At 70.4% G+C, this 14,975-nt stretch carries 12 protein-coding genes; 8 read left to right on the top strand and 4 right to left on the bottom strand.

Annotation, left to right across the window (positions count from 1 at the left end; genetic code table 11):
- The first annotated feature begins 350 nt into the window (after positions 1-350).
- Positions 351-788: a DUF1579 family protein gene (locus tag PPSIR1_RS39235; RefSeq protein ID WP_053335501.1), complete on the top strand. Its 438-nt coding sequence runs from the start codon at positions 351-353 to the stop codon at positions 786-788.
- 3 nt (positions 789-791) lie between these two features.
- Here PPSIR1_RS39235 and PPSIR1_RS45170 read toward each other — a convergent pair whose 3' ends face one another.
- Positions 792-1,586: a LysR family transcriptional regulator gene (locus PPSIR1_RS45170; protein WP_198154715.1), complete on the bottom strand. Its 795-nt coding sequence runs from the start codon at positions 1,584-1,586 to the stop codon at positions 792-794.
- Between the two features lie 92 nt (positions 1,587-1,678).
- Between PPSIR1_RS45170 and PPSIR1_RS39245 the strand changes: the two genes are divergently transcribed.
- The 6 genes from PPSIR1_RS39245 (at position 1,679) to PPSIR1_RS39275 (ending at position 11,428) form a co-directional block, all read left to right on the top strand.
- Positions 1,679-2,080 (top strand): YybH family protein, encoded by a 402-nt coding sequence (locus PPSIR1_RS39245; RefSeq protein WP_006976865.1) that lies wholly within the window; start codon positions 1,679-1,681, stop codon positions 2,078-2,080.
- Between the two features lie 132 nt (positions 2,081-2,212).
- Positions 2,213-3,724, top strand: a complete 1,512-nt coding sequence (locus PPSIR1_RS39250) for an NADH-ubiquinone oxidoreductase-F iron-sulfur binding region domain-containing protein (protein ID WP_006976866.1) — start codon at positions 2,213-2,215, stop codon at positions 3,722-3,724.
- Positions 3,717-6,467: a formate dehydrogenase subunit alpha gene (fdhF, locus tag PPSIR1_RS50625; RefSeq protein WP_338047305.1), complete on the top strand. Its 2,751-nt coding sequence runs from the start codon at positions 3,717-3,719 to the stop codon at positions 6,465-6,467. Before PPSIR1_RS39250 ends, fdhF begins: the two co-directional genes overlap by 8 nt.
- Positions 6,468-6,686: 219 nt before the next feature.
- Entirely contained in the window at positions 6,687-8,669 is a 1,983-nt protein-coding gene (locus tag PPSIR1_RS39265) for a hypothetical protein (RefSeq protein WP_006976869.1), read from the top strand.
- 536 nt (positions 8,670-9,205) lie between these two features.
- Positions 9,206-9,385 carry a hypothetical protein gene (locus PPSIR1_RS39270; RefSeq protein ID WP_157596447.1) on the top strand — a complete coding sequence of 60 codons (180 nt, stop codon included), beginning with the start codon at positions 9,206-9,208 and terminating at the stop codon, positions 9,383-9,385.
- A gap of 9 nt (positions 9,386-9,394) precedes the next feature.
- The gene (locus tag PPSIR1_RS39275; protein WP_157596448.1) at positions 9,395-11,428 is read left to right on the top strand and encodes a hypothetical protein; all 2,034 of its coding nucleotides are present in this window, start codon (positions 9,395-9,397) and stop codon (positions 11,426-11,428) included.
- Here PPSIR1_RS39275 and PPSIR1_RS39280 read toward each other — a convergent pair.
- The 3 genes from PPSIR1_RS39280 to PPSIR1_RS49825 all read right to left on the bottom strand — a co-directional run bounded on the left by PPSIR1_RS39280 (position 11,422) and on the right by PPSIR1_RS49825 (position 14,323).
- Entirely contained in the window at positions 11,422-11,613 is a 192-nt protein-coding gene (locus PPSIR1_RS39280) for a response regulator (RefSeq protein WP_006976872.1), read from the bottom strand. The genes PPSIR1_RS39275 and PPSIR1_RS39280 overlap by 7 nt on opposite strands.
- Before the next feature lie 348 nt (positions 11,614-11,961).
- Positions 11,962-13,317 carry a hypothetical protein gene (locus tag PPSIR1_RS39285; protein ID WP_006976873.1) on the bottom strand — a complete coding sequence of 452 codons (1,356 nt, stop codon included), beginning with the start codon at positions 13,315-13,317 and terminating at the stop codon, positions 11,962-11,964.
- A 91-nt stretch (positions 13,318-13,408) separates the two neighbouring features.
- A complete protein-coding gene (locus tag PPSIR1_RS49825) occupies positions 13,409-14,323 on the bottom strand; it encodes a LysR family transcriptional regulator (RefSeq protein WP_338047306.1) in 915 nt (304 codons plus the stop codon).
- Positions 14,324-14,371: 48 nt separating this feature from the next.
- Here PPSIR1_RS49825 and PPSIR1_RS49830 point away from each other — a divergent pair, with 48 nt between their 5' ends.
- Positions 14,372-14,962 carry a hypothetical protein gene (locus PPSIR1_RS49830; protein ID WP_006976875.1) on the top strand — a complete coding sequence of 197 codons (591 nt, stop codon included), beginning with the start codon at positions 14,372-14,374 and terminating at the stop codon, positions 14,960-14,962.
- Positions 14,963-14,975 lie beyond the last annotated feature (13 nt).

A 14,975-nucleotide genomic window follows, 5' to 3' on the forward strand; every position in this document is an offset into this window, starting at 1 on the left:
CCCCTTGCCCCTTTTGTGCCCGTCGTGGGGCGGAGGTTGGTGGCTCCGAGTCGATGGGGGGGGTTGTTGAAACCGATCGGGGGGTGTTGGGGTCGGGGCGAGTTCGTCGGCGTGGGGGGAGGACTCGGGGGTAAGCTCGGGTGGTGTTCGGGTTGGTTGATTCACGGATGGTCTCGGTTGCCCTCGCGTGCTTGGTGTTTGCGCCGGGGTGCATGGCGAAGATTTCGACGAACTCGCAGACCACGGTCTGTGTCGAAGAGCTGCCCGCGGGGGCGGAGGAGGTGCCGGCCGAAGAAGTTCCTTCTCCGCCTGCGGAGGTGTCTTCGGTGGCGAGCGCTGAGGCTGTCATCGTGGAAGCCTGCAATGCCGAGAAGCGGCGCGAGTTCGATTTTTGGGCGGGGCGCTGGATCGTGCACGTGCCCGACGGTCGGCTCGCCGGGCACAACGTCATCACCATCGAGCAAGGCGGCTGCGCGCTCGTCGAGCGCTGGGACTCGGCGGGTGGGGGGACGGGCGTCAGCACCAACTACTGGGATCCGCGCAACGACCAGTGGGTGCAAAACTGGATCTCCTCGGACGGGACGATCATCCAGCTCGCGGGTGGGCTCGACGAGGCGGGGGCGATGGTGCTCGTGGGCACGATCATCGGCCCCGATGGTTCGGAGGGGAAGATGCGCGGGGTGTGGACGTTGCTCGAGGACGGCCGGGTGCGTCAGACCTTCGAGGTCGCCAAGGACGAGAGCGACTGGACGTTGTGGTTCGAGGGCCTCTACACCCGAGAGCCCTGAGGCTCAGTCGTCGGTCAGGCCTGCCTTTGCGGCGACCTCGACGGCGCAGTCGATGAAGGCCCGCACGGCTGGCGGCGGTTGAGAGCCGAGGGCGTGGACGGCGTAGATGGGCTCGGGTCGGCCGCTGGGCTCGACGCGCAGGCCGAGGGATTCGGCGTGGACGAGGGCGGGCTCGGGGAGGACGGCCCAGCCGAGGCCGCGCTCGACGAGGGCCAGGGCGGCGCGCACGGAGGAGACCTCGAGGGGGGCGTGGGCGGTGGCGGGGGTCTGGCGTTGCCAGGGCAAGCGGATGGCGCGGTCGGGGCTGTCGGGTCGGGCGACGCGGAGGTCTCGGAGCGAGCCGAGGCGGCGGGCTCGGTGCTCGAGCTCGCTCAGCCGACCCACGCGGATCGCAACGTCGACCTCGCCGTCTTCGAGGCGAGCCCGGTGGTCGGACTCGAACAGGGCGACCTCGACGTCGGGGTGCGCGTCGAGCAGGGCGGAGAGGGTGGGCGCGACGAGGCTCTCGAGCAGGGCGCCGGGGACGGTCACGCGCAGCCGACCCTCGACGCGCTCGCGCATCTTCGAGGCGAGGGCGTCGCTGTGGCGCAGGGCGTCGAGGATGGCCTGGCAGTGGGGCAGGTGACGCTCGCCGGCCTCGGTCAGCGCGAGCCGCCGGGTGGTGCGGTGGAGCAGGCGCAGACCGAGGGTGCGCTCGAGCTCGCGGACGTGGACGCTGACGACGCTGGGGGAGCGCTCGAGCCGACGCGCGGCCGCGGCGAAGCTCCCCTCCTCGAGCACGAGCGCAAAAACCGCCATCTGATGGAGGCGCTGATTCATGTATGAAACAGAATAATAGGGTTCGGCGGAGCCATCTAGTTGAGCTCAGGAGAAGGATCTAGACCCTCTGCATGGCAACGCATCACGACGAACTCATCGAGGTCCTGCGCGCGAGCATGGACTGGATCGCCCACTTCAACGCTGGCGAGGTCGAAGCCTGCGTCGACACCTACCTGCCCAACGCCGTCATGAACGCCGCGCCCATGGGCCGCTTCGCGGGGCGCGAGGCCATCGCCGGTTTTTGGAAGCCCTTCGTCGAGTCGGGCGCGGGCGAGCTGGTCTACACCGAGGTCACCCTCGAGCTGCTCGGGCCGGGTCGCGTTCGCATGGCGGCGAACTGGTCGATGAACGTGGGCCGAGGGGTGATCACGAACGAGCTTTGGTTGCGCGACGAGGACGGTGCGTGGCGCCTGGCCGAGGACGACTTCGAGGTGCTCGAGCAATACGCGACGGGCGAGCGCGCGTCGGCTTGATCGCTGTTAGCCCCACGCGCGCACCTGCTCGCGTCGGCTTTCGAGGCTGCGCGCAAGTCCACGCGCAGCCTCGTTCACGCTGTCGAAGCTCACACGGTTGGGAGCGTAGCGACTGCTACAATCGGGCTCTACATGGAGAAGAAGGGAGCCAAGCGCAAGGTCGTCCTACAGCTCCTCGAAGAGCACGGCGGGATGCGACCGGGGGTCGCCCGCAAGGTCTCTGAGGAGACCGGCGTGCCCGAGGCCGACGTCTACGGCGTCGCCAGCTTCTACACCCTGCTGTCGCGCCCCGGGGCGAAGACGCGGGTGTGCCAGGGCCTGACCTGCGTGATGGCGGGGGCCGAGCAGGTCATCGCGGAGCTGAAGGCCAGGGGCGAGGAGGTCGAGGCGGTCAGCTGCCTGGGCCAGTGCGACCGGGCGCCGGCGGCCATCGACGCCAAGCTCGAGCTCATCCCCGGGGCGCCCAGCGGCGGCATCACGCCCAGCCACGACGCCCTGGCCATCGACCTGGCGGGGGAGGACGACCCCAGCTACGCGGCCTTCGACAAGGCCCGCGACGAGGGGCCCGACTGGATCATCGAGCAGCTCAAAACGTCGGGCCTCCAGGGCCGCGGCGGCGCGGGCTTCCCGGCGCACATCAAGTGGCACGCCGTCCGCACCCAGGCCGAGCTGACCCGCTACGTGGTCGTCAACGCCGACGAGGGCGAGCCCGGCACCTTCAAGGACCGCGAGATCATGCTCCGCCGGCCGCACCGGATGATCGAGGGCATGGCCATCGCGGCCTGGGTCGCGGGCGCGGCCAAGGCCTTCATCTACGTGCGCGGGGAGTTCCGCGACTGCATCCGCGCCCTCGAGGCGGCCATCGCCGAGGCCGGCGAGCGCCTCGACTGGCTCGACATCGAGATCGTCGAGGGCCACGGCGCCTACATCTGCGGCGAGGAGACGGCGCTGCTCGAGGCCATCGAGGGCAAGCGCGGCATGCCCCGGCTCAAGCCGCCCTACCCCACGGAGAAGGGCCTGTGGGGCAAGCCGACGCTGATGAACAACGTCGAGACCCTGGCCTGCGTGCCGGAAATTCTGAGCCGCGGCGGCGAGTGGTTCAAGGCCCTGGGCAAGACCGAGGCGGGCTCGAAGCTCTACTGCATCTCCGGCCACGTCGGGCGCCCGGGCATCTACGAGCTGCCCCTGGGCGTGAGCCTCGACGAGCTGGTCGAGGCCGCGGGCGGCTACGTCGGCACGCCCAAGGCCTTCTCGCCGGGCGGCGCGTCCTCGGGTTTTTTGCCCATGGACCTGCGCGGCGAGCCCCTCGACTTCGGCGGCCTGGCCAAGCTCGGCAGTATGCTCGGCAGCGCCGGGGTGGTGGTGCTCAACGACACCGTCGACATGGCCGTGGCCGCGCGCTGGCAGCAGATCTTCTTCGAGGACGAGAGCTGCGGCCAGTGTGCCCCGTGCCGCATCGGCTGCCGGGTCCAGCGTCAGGCCATCGACAAATTTCTGGACGCCCGCGCGCCCGAGTCCCTCGGCCACGTGGAAGAGGTCGCGTGGGAGATGGACGCGGGCTCGATCTGCGGCCTGGGCATGGTTGCGAGCCTGCCCCTGCAGTCCGCCATGAAGTACTTCGGAGAGGAGTTCGACCATGAGTGACAACGACATCAAGCTCGAGATTGACGGCCGCGAGGTCGAGGTGCCCGCGGGCTCCACGGTCCTCGACGCCGCGCGCAAGCTGGACATCGAGATCCCGACGCTGTGCATGGACGATCGGGTCGACCCGGCGGGCTGCTGCCGGATGTGCCTGGTCGAGGTCGAGGGCCAGCGGCGCCTGCACCCCAGCTGCGCCTACCCGGCGGCCGAGGGCCAGAAGGTCGCGACCCACAACGACCGCATCGATCGCCACCGCAAGGGCCTGCTCTCGCTCTACAAGGCCGACCACGAGCTCGACCAGCACGGCCGGCCCGTGTCCCGGGGCGTGCACAACCGCCTCGCGGACTACCTCGACACCTACGGCACCGGGCCCGCGCTGACCCCCGTGGACGCGCCCAGGGTCGCGCGCTCCGAGTCCCTCGAGACCAACCCCTACATCCAGTTCGACCCCGAGTCCTGCGTGGTCTGTGGGCTGTGCGTGCGCTACTGCGACGAGGTCGAGGCGGTCAGCGCGATCAGCTTGGTCGGCCGGGGCTCGGGCACGACGATCGGCACCGCCGACCAGCGCAGCCTGCTCGACACCTCCTGCGAGCTGTGCGGGGGCTGCATCGCCGTGTGCCCCACGGGCGCGATGACGGAGAAGCCCTCGGTCACGCGCCTGCCCCAGCTCCAGCCCCCGAAGGCGCCGACCTCGAAGGTGCGCACGACTTGCAACTTCTGCGGCGTGGGCTGCCAGCTCGACCTGCACACCGAGGGCGACCAGGTCGTCCGGGTCACCTCGCCCAAGCCGGGCACGACCCTCAACGACGGCAACCTGTGCGTCAAGGGCCGGTTCAGCTACGAGTTCATCCACCACGACGAGCGCCTGACCCAGCCGCTGGTCCGCGGCGAAGACGGGCAGCTGCACCCGACCACCTGGGAGGTCGCGATCCAGCGCGTCGCCGACGGCCTCAGGCAGGTCGAGGCGCGCCACGGCACCGACGCCCTGGGCTTCGTGTCGAGCAGCCGGTGCACCGGCGAAGAGAACTACCTGATGCAGAAGCTGTCCCGGGCCGCGTTCGGGACAAACAACTGCCATCAGTGCGCCGCGACATGACACGCTCCGACGGTCGCCGGTCTGGTGACCATGTTCGGCGCGGGGGCGATGACCAACTCGATCCCCGAAATTCGTGACACGGAGCTGATGTTCGTCATCGGCTCGAACACCACCGAGGCCCACCCGATCATCGCCATGGAGATGAAGCGGGCGGCTCGGCGCGGGGCCAAGCTGATCGTGGCGGACCCCCGCAAGATCTGGCTGTCCGAGATCGCGGACATCCACATGCAGCTCAAGCCGGGCACGGACGTGGCCCTGCTCAACGCCATGGCCCACGTGATCATCACCGAGGGCCTGGCCGACGAGGCCTTCATCGCGGCCCACACGGCGGGCTTCGAGGCGGTGCGCGAGGCGACCCGGGAGACCACGCCCGAGTGGGCCGAGGCCATCACCACGGTCCCGGCGCAGCTGATCCGCGAGGCCGCCCGGGCCTACGCGACCACCAAGCACGCCGGCATCTACTACACCCTCGGGATCACCGAGCACACCCACGGCACGGACAACGTCTACAGCCTCGCCAACTTGGTGCTGATGACCGGCCACCTCGGCGTGCGCTCGGCGGGCATGAACCCGCTGCGCGGACAAAACAACGTGCAGGGGGCCAACGACGCCGGCGCCAGCCCGGTGTTCTACCCCGGCTACCAGCGCGTCAGCGACCCGGCGGCGCGGGCCAAGTTCGAGGCGGCGTGGGGGGCGAAGCTCAGCCCCGACGAGGGCATGAACCTCAACGTCATGATGAAGGCCATGGCCAAGGGCGACATCAAGGCGATGTACGTCATGGGCGAGGACATCATGCTGACCGAGCCCAACGCCGCGCGCATCGAGGACGGGCTCAACAACATCGAGTTCCTCGTGGTCCAGGACATCTTCCTCAACGAGACCACGCGCTTCGCCGACGTGGTCTTGCCGGCGGCTTGCTTCGCCGAGAAGGACGGCGTGTTCACCAACTCCGATCGCCGGGTGCAGCGGGTCCGCAAGGCCGTCAACCCGCCGGGCGAGGCCAAGGCCGACTGGGAGATCCTGTGCGAGGTCGCGCGGGCGGTGGGCTACCCCATGCCCGAGTACAAAGACGCGGGCGAGGTCTACGCCGAGATGGCGGCGCTGTGTGACAAGTTCGCGGGCATCAGCCACGAGCGCATCGACCAAGAGGGCGGGCTGCAGTGGCCGTGTCCCGATCCGGAGCACCCGGGCACCGTCTACCTCCACGGCGACGGCCCCCTCAACGGCACCGCGGAGTTCCAGGCCACGCGCTACCGGCCCAGCGAGGAGCTCCCGGACACCGACTACCCGCTGCTGCTGAGCACGGGGCGGACTCTCTACCACTACAACGCCGCGACCCAGACCCGGCGCAGCTCGGGGGCCAAGGCCCGCCAGCCGGAGAACTTCATCGAGATGCACCGCAAGGACGCGCGCATGCGCGGTCTCCGAGACGGTGAGCTCGTCCGGGTGATCAGCCGGCGCGGGGCGATCCAGGCCCGGGTCAACGTCAGCCCCCGCATGCGCCGGGGTTGCGTGTGGATGCCGCTGCACTTCGCCGAGGCGAACACCAACTACCTGACCAACGACGCCGGCGATCCGACCACGGGCACGGCCGAGTTCAAGGTCTGCGCGGTCCGGGTGGAATCCCTCGAGTCGGTCGCGGCCGAGTAGGCCCGGGCGCGCTGGTTCGACGACGTCGTGGTCTCGACGGCCCCGATCGGCTGTCCCTGAGCCCCTCGAGCGTCGCCCTGCGAGCGCCGGAGCCGACCCGAGGGCAGGCGAGGCCCCACGATGAAGTTCGTTCGAAGTTCGCAGGTGTCTTTGTCATGAAGAGTCATGCCCATTGATCGTGGATCGCGGACGCCCTTGGCGAGGCTCGTACTGGGGCTCGTGGTGAGCTCGGCCATGGCCGGGTGCGGGGACGAGGGCTCGGGCTCGAGTGAAGAGGGGGCTGACACCTCGGCGGACGACACGGGCGAGCTCGGGAGTGACGAGGGCGAGGTGAGCAGCGGGATCGAAGGCTCGGGCAGCGGGAGCGAGGAGGGCGAGACGGGCAGCGAGGGCGAGACGGGCAGCGAGGGCGAGACGGACAGCGAGGGCGAGACGGGCAGCGAGGGCGAGACGGGCAGCGAGGGCGAGACGACGGGCGGGAGAGACTGCCCCGGCCCGATCTTCGTCGACGTCGACGCGTCCCCCGGGGGGGACGGCAGCTCGTGGATGTCGGCCTTCGACGACCTGCAGGCCGCGATCGACCTGGGCAGCGGCTGCGCCAACGCCGAGCTGTGGATCGCCGAGGGCGTCTACGCCCCCGCGCCGGTCAGCCCGGTGGCGATCATCGACAGCCCCATGGCCCTCTATGGCGGCTTCGCCGGCAGCGAGGGCGCCCTCGCCGAGCGGGACGTCGACGCGCACCCCGTGGTCTTGGGCGCGCCGGGGTGGCAAGCGCGGGTCGTGGAGATCGAGGCGGGGGCGGTCGACGAGCTGGCGATCACGCGCCTCGACGGCCTGGGCATCAGCGGCTCCGAGGCGGGCGCGATCTCGATCACGGGCGCTCAACCCTACCCGCCGCCGGTGAGCGTCGAGCTGCGGCAGCTCGAGCTCACGTCCAACTCGGCCGGCAGCGGCGGCGGCGTGCTCGTGCTCGGCACGGCCGGGGTGGAGGTCGTCGACTGCCGCTTCGAGGCCAACACGGCCGAGCAGGGCGCCGCGCTCCACTTTGAAGAGAGCCTGGTGCAGATCAGCGCCTCGAACGTCGTCGCCAACGTCACGACCGGGCAATTCGACGGCGCGATCAGCCACCTCAACGACGGCGAGATCGACAAGCCCGGGGCGCTGGAGCTGTCGAGCTCGCTGGTCGCCGACAACGTCGGTGGGGGCGTGCGGGTCACGAGCGCGACCATCGACGCGGTCGAGTTCAACAACAACGACTCGGGGGCGGTGGTGGGCATCCTGGGGACGGTGGTGGTCTCCAACAGCGACTTCGCGGCCAACGCGAGCAGCTACGGGGCGGGGATCGCCGTCGACGAGGGCTTCCTCGAGGTCTACGACTGCGAGTTCCTGGGCAACAGCGCGACCGAGCGGGGCGCCGTGGCGGTGGTCAACAACAACGACGCGCCCGGCGGCCTCACGATGATCGGCGCGCTCTTCGAGGGCAACACGGCCGACGACGACGCCGGCGGGATCTACGTCGCGGGGAACCTCGACGCCCTGATCGAGGACGTCGTGCTCGTCGACAACGTCGCGGCGGACGACGGGGGGGCCATCTACCTCGCCGATAGCCCCTACGATCCGGCCTTTCACGCCGTACTCCGCGATCTGCGGGTGATCGACAACGAGGCGAGCTCGGGCAGCGGCGGCGGCGTGGTGATCACCTGGCTGCTCAACCCCGACTCGACCGTCGACATCATCAACTCCGAATTCGTCGGGAACTTCGCCGGCTCGTCCGGCGGGGGCCTCCACGGGCGCGCCGATCTGGTGTCCGTGACCTTCGCCGGCAACCTCAGCGACGGGGTCGGTGACGGCGTGAGCGCGTGGGACGGGCCGGACATGGTGCTGCGTGGGGTCGTGGCTTGGCCCGACGACATCGCGCTGTCCTCGCTCACCCTCGATCACAGCTGCACCCCCGCGCCGCCCTTCTACACGGACCTGGGCACCGTGATCTTGGCCCAAGACCCCTTCGTCCCCGGCGACCTGGACCTCGACGGCCTCAGCGAATTCTACCTCGACCCCGGCTCTCCCTGCGTCGACGTCGGCGGCCTCGTCGACGAGCTCGAGTGGGGCCTCATGACCACCCAGGGCTCACAGTGCACCGACTCCATGGCGCTCGACGCCGGCGTCCACTACCCGCCGCTCTTCGACGCCGGCCCCTGCTGAGTTCTGTTTTGCCCCCACAGCCGCCTGGGACCGGGGACGCTTCGTCGCTCCGCTCCTCCGCTTTGGCTTGGTGGGCAATGGGGTTCGTGCCTTTGAGAAGGCTGGTGGTCGCCCCCGCAAGCGGGGGCGTGGATTCCTTGACAGTCTCTGAGTCGTGGACGTGGGGCAGGGAGGGCGTGGCGTCGTCCACGACGGCTAAAATAGACAGAGGGTCGGGCAAAACTCGTTTTGGCCGACCCTGCTGAGGGTCCGCGAACCCCTGGCGCTCAGGAGCCGCGCTCGTCGTGGAGCCTGGCGTTGACCCGGGCGTCCTTGCGCTTGGCGGGGCGACCCTGGCCGCGGGGGCGCCCTTCGAGGGGGACGGGCCCAGGGGATCCAAGCTTGCCGCCCCTTCTCCGCCAACGAGGGCGAGGCCACCCAGGCCTGCGCCTGGGACATCGAGTTCCCCCCCGGGCTTCGCGGCCTTCTTCCTCCGCGCTTACACAGTCCGGAGCATCGGCACCCCCGAGTTCACCTTCCCCCAGTCTGTGTGGGCGGTGCCCTTCGACTTCCCCAACGGGGCCATGTCCCTCGGCGACACCAACGACTTTGGCCCGGTCGCCTGGGGCGAGCACGAGAGCGAGCCCGAGGGCCTCTACCCGTGGTGGTCGGGGCGGGTGTTCGTGGCTGAGTTCGGGCCGCGAACTCGGGGCGGCGCTTTGCGTCGATGGTGCTAGGATCGAGCGGTGCGCGAGCCAGCTTGGTCTAGACTTGCTCTGATCTCTGTGCTGAGCGCGGGGGGCCTCCTGGGTGCCTGCGGAGACGACGCCATCGATCCGGGTGCTGAGGGGCAAGATGAGGCCGGCGAGACGCTCGGCCCGGAGGACAGCGGCGCCAGCGAGGGGATGGACGGGAGCACCAGCGGCGATGGCTCGGGCTCCGAGGGGTCTGGGACGGACGCGACGGAGAGCAGCGGCTCGAGCGAGGGCGAAGGCGGCTCGACCGAGGGCGAGTCGGGGACGGGCGAGGAGTCGTCGGAGACGGGGGGCGAGTCGTCGGAGACGGACGGCGAGTCGGAGACGGACGGCGAGTCGGAGACGGACGGCGGGTCCGACACCGAGTCCCTGGGGCCCGAGCCCTCCGTGCTCAGCCTGAGCTTCGCGCCCATCAAGCAGTTCGAGTTCACCTGGACCGCGTCCCCGGACGCGGACTTTTACCGCCTGCTCGAGCTCGACGAGGGCCCGGACTACGTGCAGCTGGGCGAAGACCTGAGCGAGACCGAGCTGACCCTGACCATGCCCCTGCACGCGAAGTTTGGGGCGAGCTACATCATCCAGGCCTGCAACGCCCTGGACTGCACGGACTCCGAGCCGCTGGTGGTCGTCGACTCGATGGTCGAGGCGATCGGCTACTTCAAAGGTGCGCTCAACGGGGCGAGCGACGCCACGGGGAGCAGCGTGGCGTTGAGCGCGGACGGGCGCACCCTCGTGGTCGGGGCGCCCGGCGAGCAGAGCCTGTCCAACCAGATCAACGGGGACGCCGCGGACGACTCGTCCGACAGCGTCGGGGCGGCCTACGTGTTCATCCTCGACGAGCAGAGCGGCTGGAAGCAGGAGGCCTACCTCAAGGCCTCGAACGCAGGGGAGGGGGATCGCTTTGGCATCGCGGTGGACGTCGACGCCGACGGCTCCGTGGTGGTCGTCGGCGCGCAGGGGGAGGAGAGCAGCTCGGGCGCAGACCCCCTCGACGACTCGATGTCCTGGGCGGGGGCCGTCTACGTGTTTCGCCGCGACCCGCAGACGGGCTGGGAGCAGGAGGCCTACCTCAAGGCGCCCGAGCCCATCCCCGACGGCGACTTTGGCCGCTTCCTAGCGCTCAGCGGAGACGGAAGCACCGTGGCGGTCAGCGGCTACCCGTCTTGGGTGGACATCTACCGGGACCTGGACGGCCAAGGCTGGACTCACGAGGCCGAGGTGGTGGGGCTCAACACGACCGGGGGAGACGAGTTCGGCGACGGCCTGGCCCTCGACCACGTCGGCGCGGTGCTGGCCGTGGGCGCGCCCCTCGAGGACGACTCGAGTCAGGGCATCAACGCGCCCAGCAACGACGACGCTTCGGTGAGCTCGGGCGCGGCCTATGTGTTCCGCCACGACCCGGGGACGGGCTGGGCCCAAGAGGCCTTCATCAAGGCGACCTACGCCGACGCCTCCGATCACTTCGGCACCTCCGTGAGCCTCAGCGCCGACGGCACGGTGCTCGCCGTCGGCAGCCCCAGGGAGGACGGCGGCGGCGTCATGCTCGAGGGCATGGACTGGGACAACTCGTTGACGGGGGCTGGGGCGGTCTACGTGTACCGCCACTTCGAGATGATCGGCTGGCAGCAAGAGGCCTACGTCAAGGCCTCGAACCCGGGCCAGCACGATCACTTCGGCAACCAGGTGCGCCTGAGCCCCGACGGGGGCTGGCTCGTGGGCGCCGCGTTGTGGGAGCGGAGCAACGCCGACGGCGTGGGCGGGGACATGGAGCAGAACTTTGCCGACGGCGCGGGCGCGGTCTACGTCTACCACCGCTTCCCGGGGGAAGGCTGGGCCTTCGAGTCTTACGTGAAGGCGGCGAACTCCTGGGACAACCACCACTTTGGCCTGGCCCTGGACATCAGCGAGGCTGGGTCGACGCTGGCCGCGGGGGCGCCCTATGAAACGGGCTCGGCCCAGGGCATCCAGGGAGAGCTGGGCGGGCTGGGCGGGGACTCCGTGGCGGGGGCCGTGTACCTTTACTGAGGGCCCGAGCCCTGCGCCCGGTCCACGGCCTCGCGCACCCGCCACAGCAGCTGCTGGCCGCCGTAGGGCTTGGTCAGGTAGTCGACCCCGTCGGCGGACAGCAGCTCGCGGTCGACCTCGTAGCCGGCCCCGGTCAGCAGGTTGAGGGCCACCTCGCGCACGGGCGGGTCGTCGTCGACGAGCAAGATGGGCTCGCTGGCCGAGGAAGGCCAGCATCAGGGGGAAGGAGGGCGCGTAGGGGGGCTTGGGGACCATGCGCAGGGCGAACACCCCGGGCTGGGGTGGTGGCCCGAAAAGCGCATGCAGGGGTAGATCTTGGGCAGCGGGCCGTCCACGCCCACGCGTAGAGCCGGGCCGGATCTCCGAACAGGCGCAGGACGACGAAGAGGACCGCCTCGATGGCCATGCCCCGGTCCACGGCCTCGCGGATCAGCAGGTTCGCTGGCTGACCCGAGACGTCCATGGGGGGCCCCGCTTCTACGCCCGGATCACGACCCCCACGAGCCATGCGTCATGGGTACCACGGGGAGGCGCTACTCGTCCGTGCCCAGGGGGGCGGCCATGTCCATCATGCGATCCATCTCGGACTCCATGCGCTCCATCTCCGACTTTGCCTGATCCATCTGGGACTTCACGGCGTCCATGCCCGCGTCCATGCCGGGATCCATCCCGCCGTCCGTGCTGGTGTCCATGCCAGGGTCGGCGTCGTCCATGCCGTCCATGGCCGAGTTGGGGTCCTCCCATCCCAGGCAGTCCCAGAACTCGGTGCAGGAGATGGTCTGGGCCTTGTCCAGGCACATGCGGACGGTCGGGCGGGTGCGGTCGCCGATGCCGATCTCGTACATGTTGGTGCAGTGCCGCATCTGTCGCTCGAGGACCTTGCCCTCGGGGGGCAGCATGCCGGTCTCCTGGGCCCGGCAGTTGAGCTGGATGGCGCAGATTTGTGCGGCCAGCTGCTCGTCCTCGCTCTCTTGAGCGTCCTTGGCCGCTTGCTCGGCGGCCGCGTTGGCTTGCTGGCGCTGCTCCTCCTCGGCGCGGGCTCGCTCGGCGCTCACGCAGGCGCTGCCGTTCCAGTAGCTCCCCGGCTGGCAGGTGGGGGCGATGCCGTCGAGGGCGCTGAGCTCGAGGCGGAGCAGGGCGGCGCACTCGGCCGGGGGCGCGGCGTCGTTGGGGCTCGACTGCTCGCAGGCCGCGGGCTGGCCGTCCTTGTTGATGATCTCCCGGGCCGCGCTGCTGCGGCCGCCGACCCCCGCGGCGCCCTCGACCTCGACGCCCGCGCCGACCTCCGCGCCCGCGCCCGAGTAGAACTCGAAGGCCCCGACCTGGGCCGCGGCGATGACGTGGGTCGCCCCGTCGCAGCGCCCCTCGAGCTCGCCGATGTCAAAGCGCGAGCGCTGGGCCTCGTAGTTGCCGACGATGGCCATCTCGACGTCGAGCTCCCCGGCCTTGGCGAGCTTGGCCTCGAGCTCGACGGCGGTCAGGGGCATGGTCGCGTAGAGCTCGTCGGCGGTGCGGATCGCGATGCGGTCGCTCTTGCGGGTGATGCCGAGGTAGTCGTAGTGCTGCTCGTCCGGCGCCGCGCAGTCGCGGAGCACCTCGACGGAGCAGCCCTCGTAGCGGACCACGATCACGCCCCTGCGCATGCGGCCCTCGAGGGAGGCGCGGTCCGTCGCCGGCCACTCGACGATGAGCGGGCGGACGATCTGCCCGGTGCCGCCGCAGCGCGCCGCGGCGAGCTCGCGGGCGGGGTCGTCCATGAGGCGCTCGGCCGCGTTCTTGCGGTTGCGGCAGCCCGTCGGCGCGAGGCACAGCGCGACGAGGGCGAGGGCGCTCAGGCTCGGAGCGAGGGCGGGGCGGAGCGTCGAGAGGGCGGCGCGGAGGGTGGGCACCGCGGGAGGCTACACCGCGACCGCGGCGAGCACGACCTCCGCCCCGAGTCGCCTCCTCGAGACCTCGCCTGACATCCGGGTCGGGAGCCGTTCAAGTTGAAAACCAGCGCGCCGCGGCGTCGATGAACGCTCGAACGCGGGCCGGCTGGAGCGTGCGCTGGGCGGTGACGGCGTGCAGCGTCAGCGAGGCGCCGACGAGCTCGGGTAAGACGAGCTCCAGCTCACCCCGGGCGAGGGGCGGGCCGTAGCTGACCTCGCTCAGGAGGGCGACCCCGCCGCCGCGCAGGCAGGCCGAGAGCACCGCTTGCTGCGAGTTGCTCGCAAGGCAGCCCGAGACCTCCACCCATCCCCCCGACAGCAGCGGCCACCGCCGGTTCGGGGCGCCGTCGCGCCCTGCGTTGAGGAGCAAGCGCCGGGCGCTCAGGTCATCGACGCCAGCGAGGGCTCCCGCCCGAGCGAGGTAGGCCGGGCTCGCGACGGCTCGCACGGGCCGGCGGGTCAGGTAGCGGCAGACCAGATCTGCATCGGTCAGCGTCCCGGCTCGCAGCGCGACCTCGATGTCTCCCGCGCGGAGGTCTGCCTCCATGGCGTCTGCGGACAAGGCCACCTCCAGCTTCGGGTGCTCGTCTTGCAATCGAGCGACGAGCGCCCCGACCTCGTTCGCGATGGGCGGCGGCACCGACACGGTCAGCCGCCCGACCACCTCATCCCGCTCGGCGGCCAGCTCGGCCTTGACCGCGTCGAGCTCTGCGAACAAGGGCGCCACGCGGGCGACGAGGCGTCGGCCCGCCGCCGTGGGCCGAACCTCGCGCGTGGTCCGGTGCAGCAGCGCCAAGCCCAGCTGCTGCTCCAGCGCCGACAGCCGGCGGCTGAGCGCTGGCCTCGACACGCCCAGCCGCTTGGCGGCCTCGCTGATCGAACGGGTCTCCACGACCTCGAGTAGCTGCCGGCAAGCCAAGAGATCCACTCGTGCACCATACGCACGAATGCTGTAAATAAATAACACTTTCGATACAGGTGAAGCTGGGCCAAGAAGTCCCTCGGAAGCTCGACCATGTTGCTGCCCGTGCTCGCCACCCTCGCCCTCGCGGCCCCTGTTGCCCCTGACTCGCCCGAATCCCCTGCTCCGAGCGAGTCTTCTGCGCCGGGCGAGTCGGGCGCTCCAGCACAGGCGCCCAAAGCGCCGGAGCAGCTGGAGCCGCCTAAGTGGACCCTCACCGTTGACCCCCTCACCTTCTCCCTCGGCTACGCCCACGTACAGCTCGAGCGCCAGGCGGGCGACTACGCCAGCGTCTACCTCGGTCCCCACGCCCGGGTGTTCGACGGCATCCTGACCGAGGGCCGGGAGCCCTTCCTGGGCTTCGGCGCGGAGGTGGGCGTGCGCGCCTTCCCGTGGGGCAAGGCCCCGCGCGGCGCGTGGATCATGGTCCGCCAGGTCGTCGCCAGGCTGGCCACCACCGACGGCTCCGCGGACCCGAAGGTCGGCGGCTACACCAGCATCTTGCTCGGCTACACCGCCATCTTCGGCCGACACTTCGTGCTCAGCGGCGGCGCCGGCTTCAACTACCTCTACTACGACATCGGCGGCTACGGCAGCGCGGGGCCCTTCCCCGCGCTGCACACCAACATCGGCGTGGCCTTTTGACGTGAACAGGTCG

This window comes from Plesiocystis pacifica SIR-1 (assembly GCF_000170895.1).
GTDB classification, from domain to species: domain Bacteria; phylum Myxococcota_A; class Polyangia; order Nannocystales; family Nannocystaceae; genus Plesiocystis; species Plesiocystis pacifica.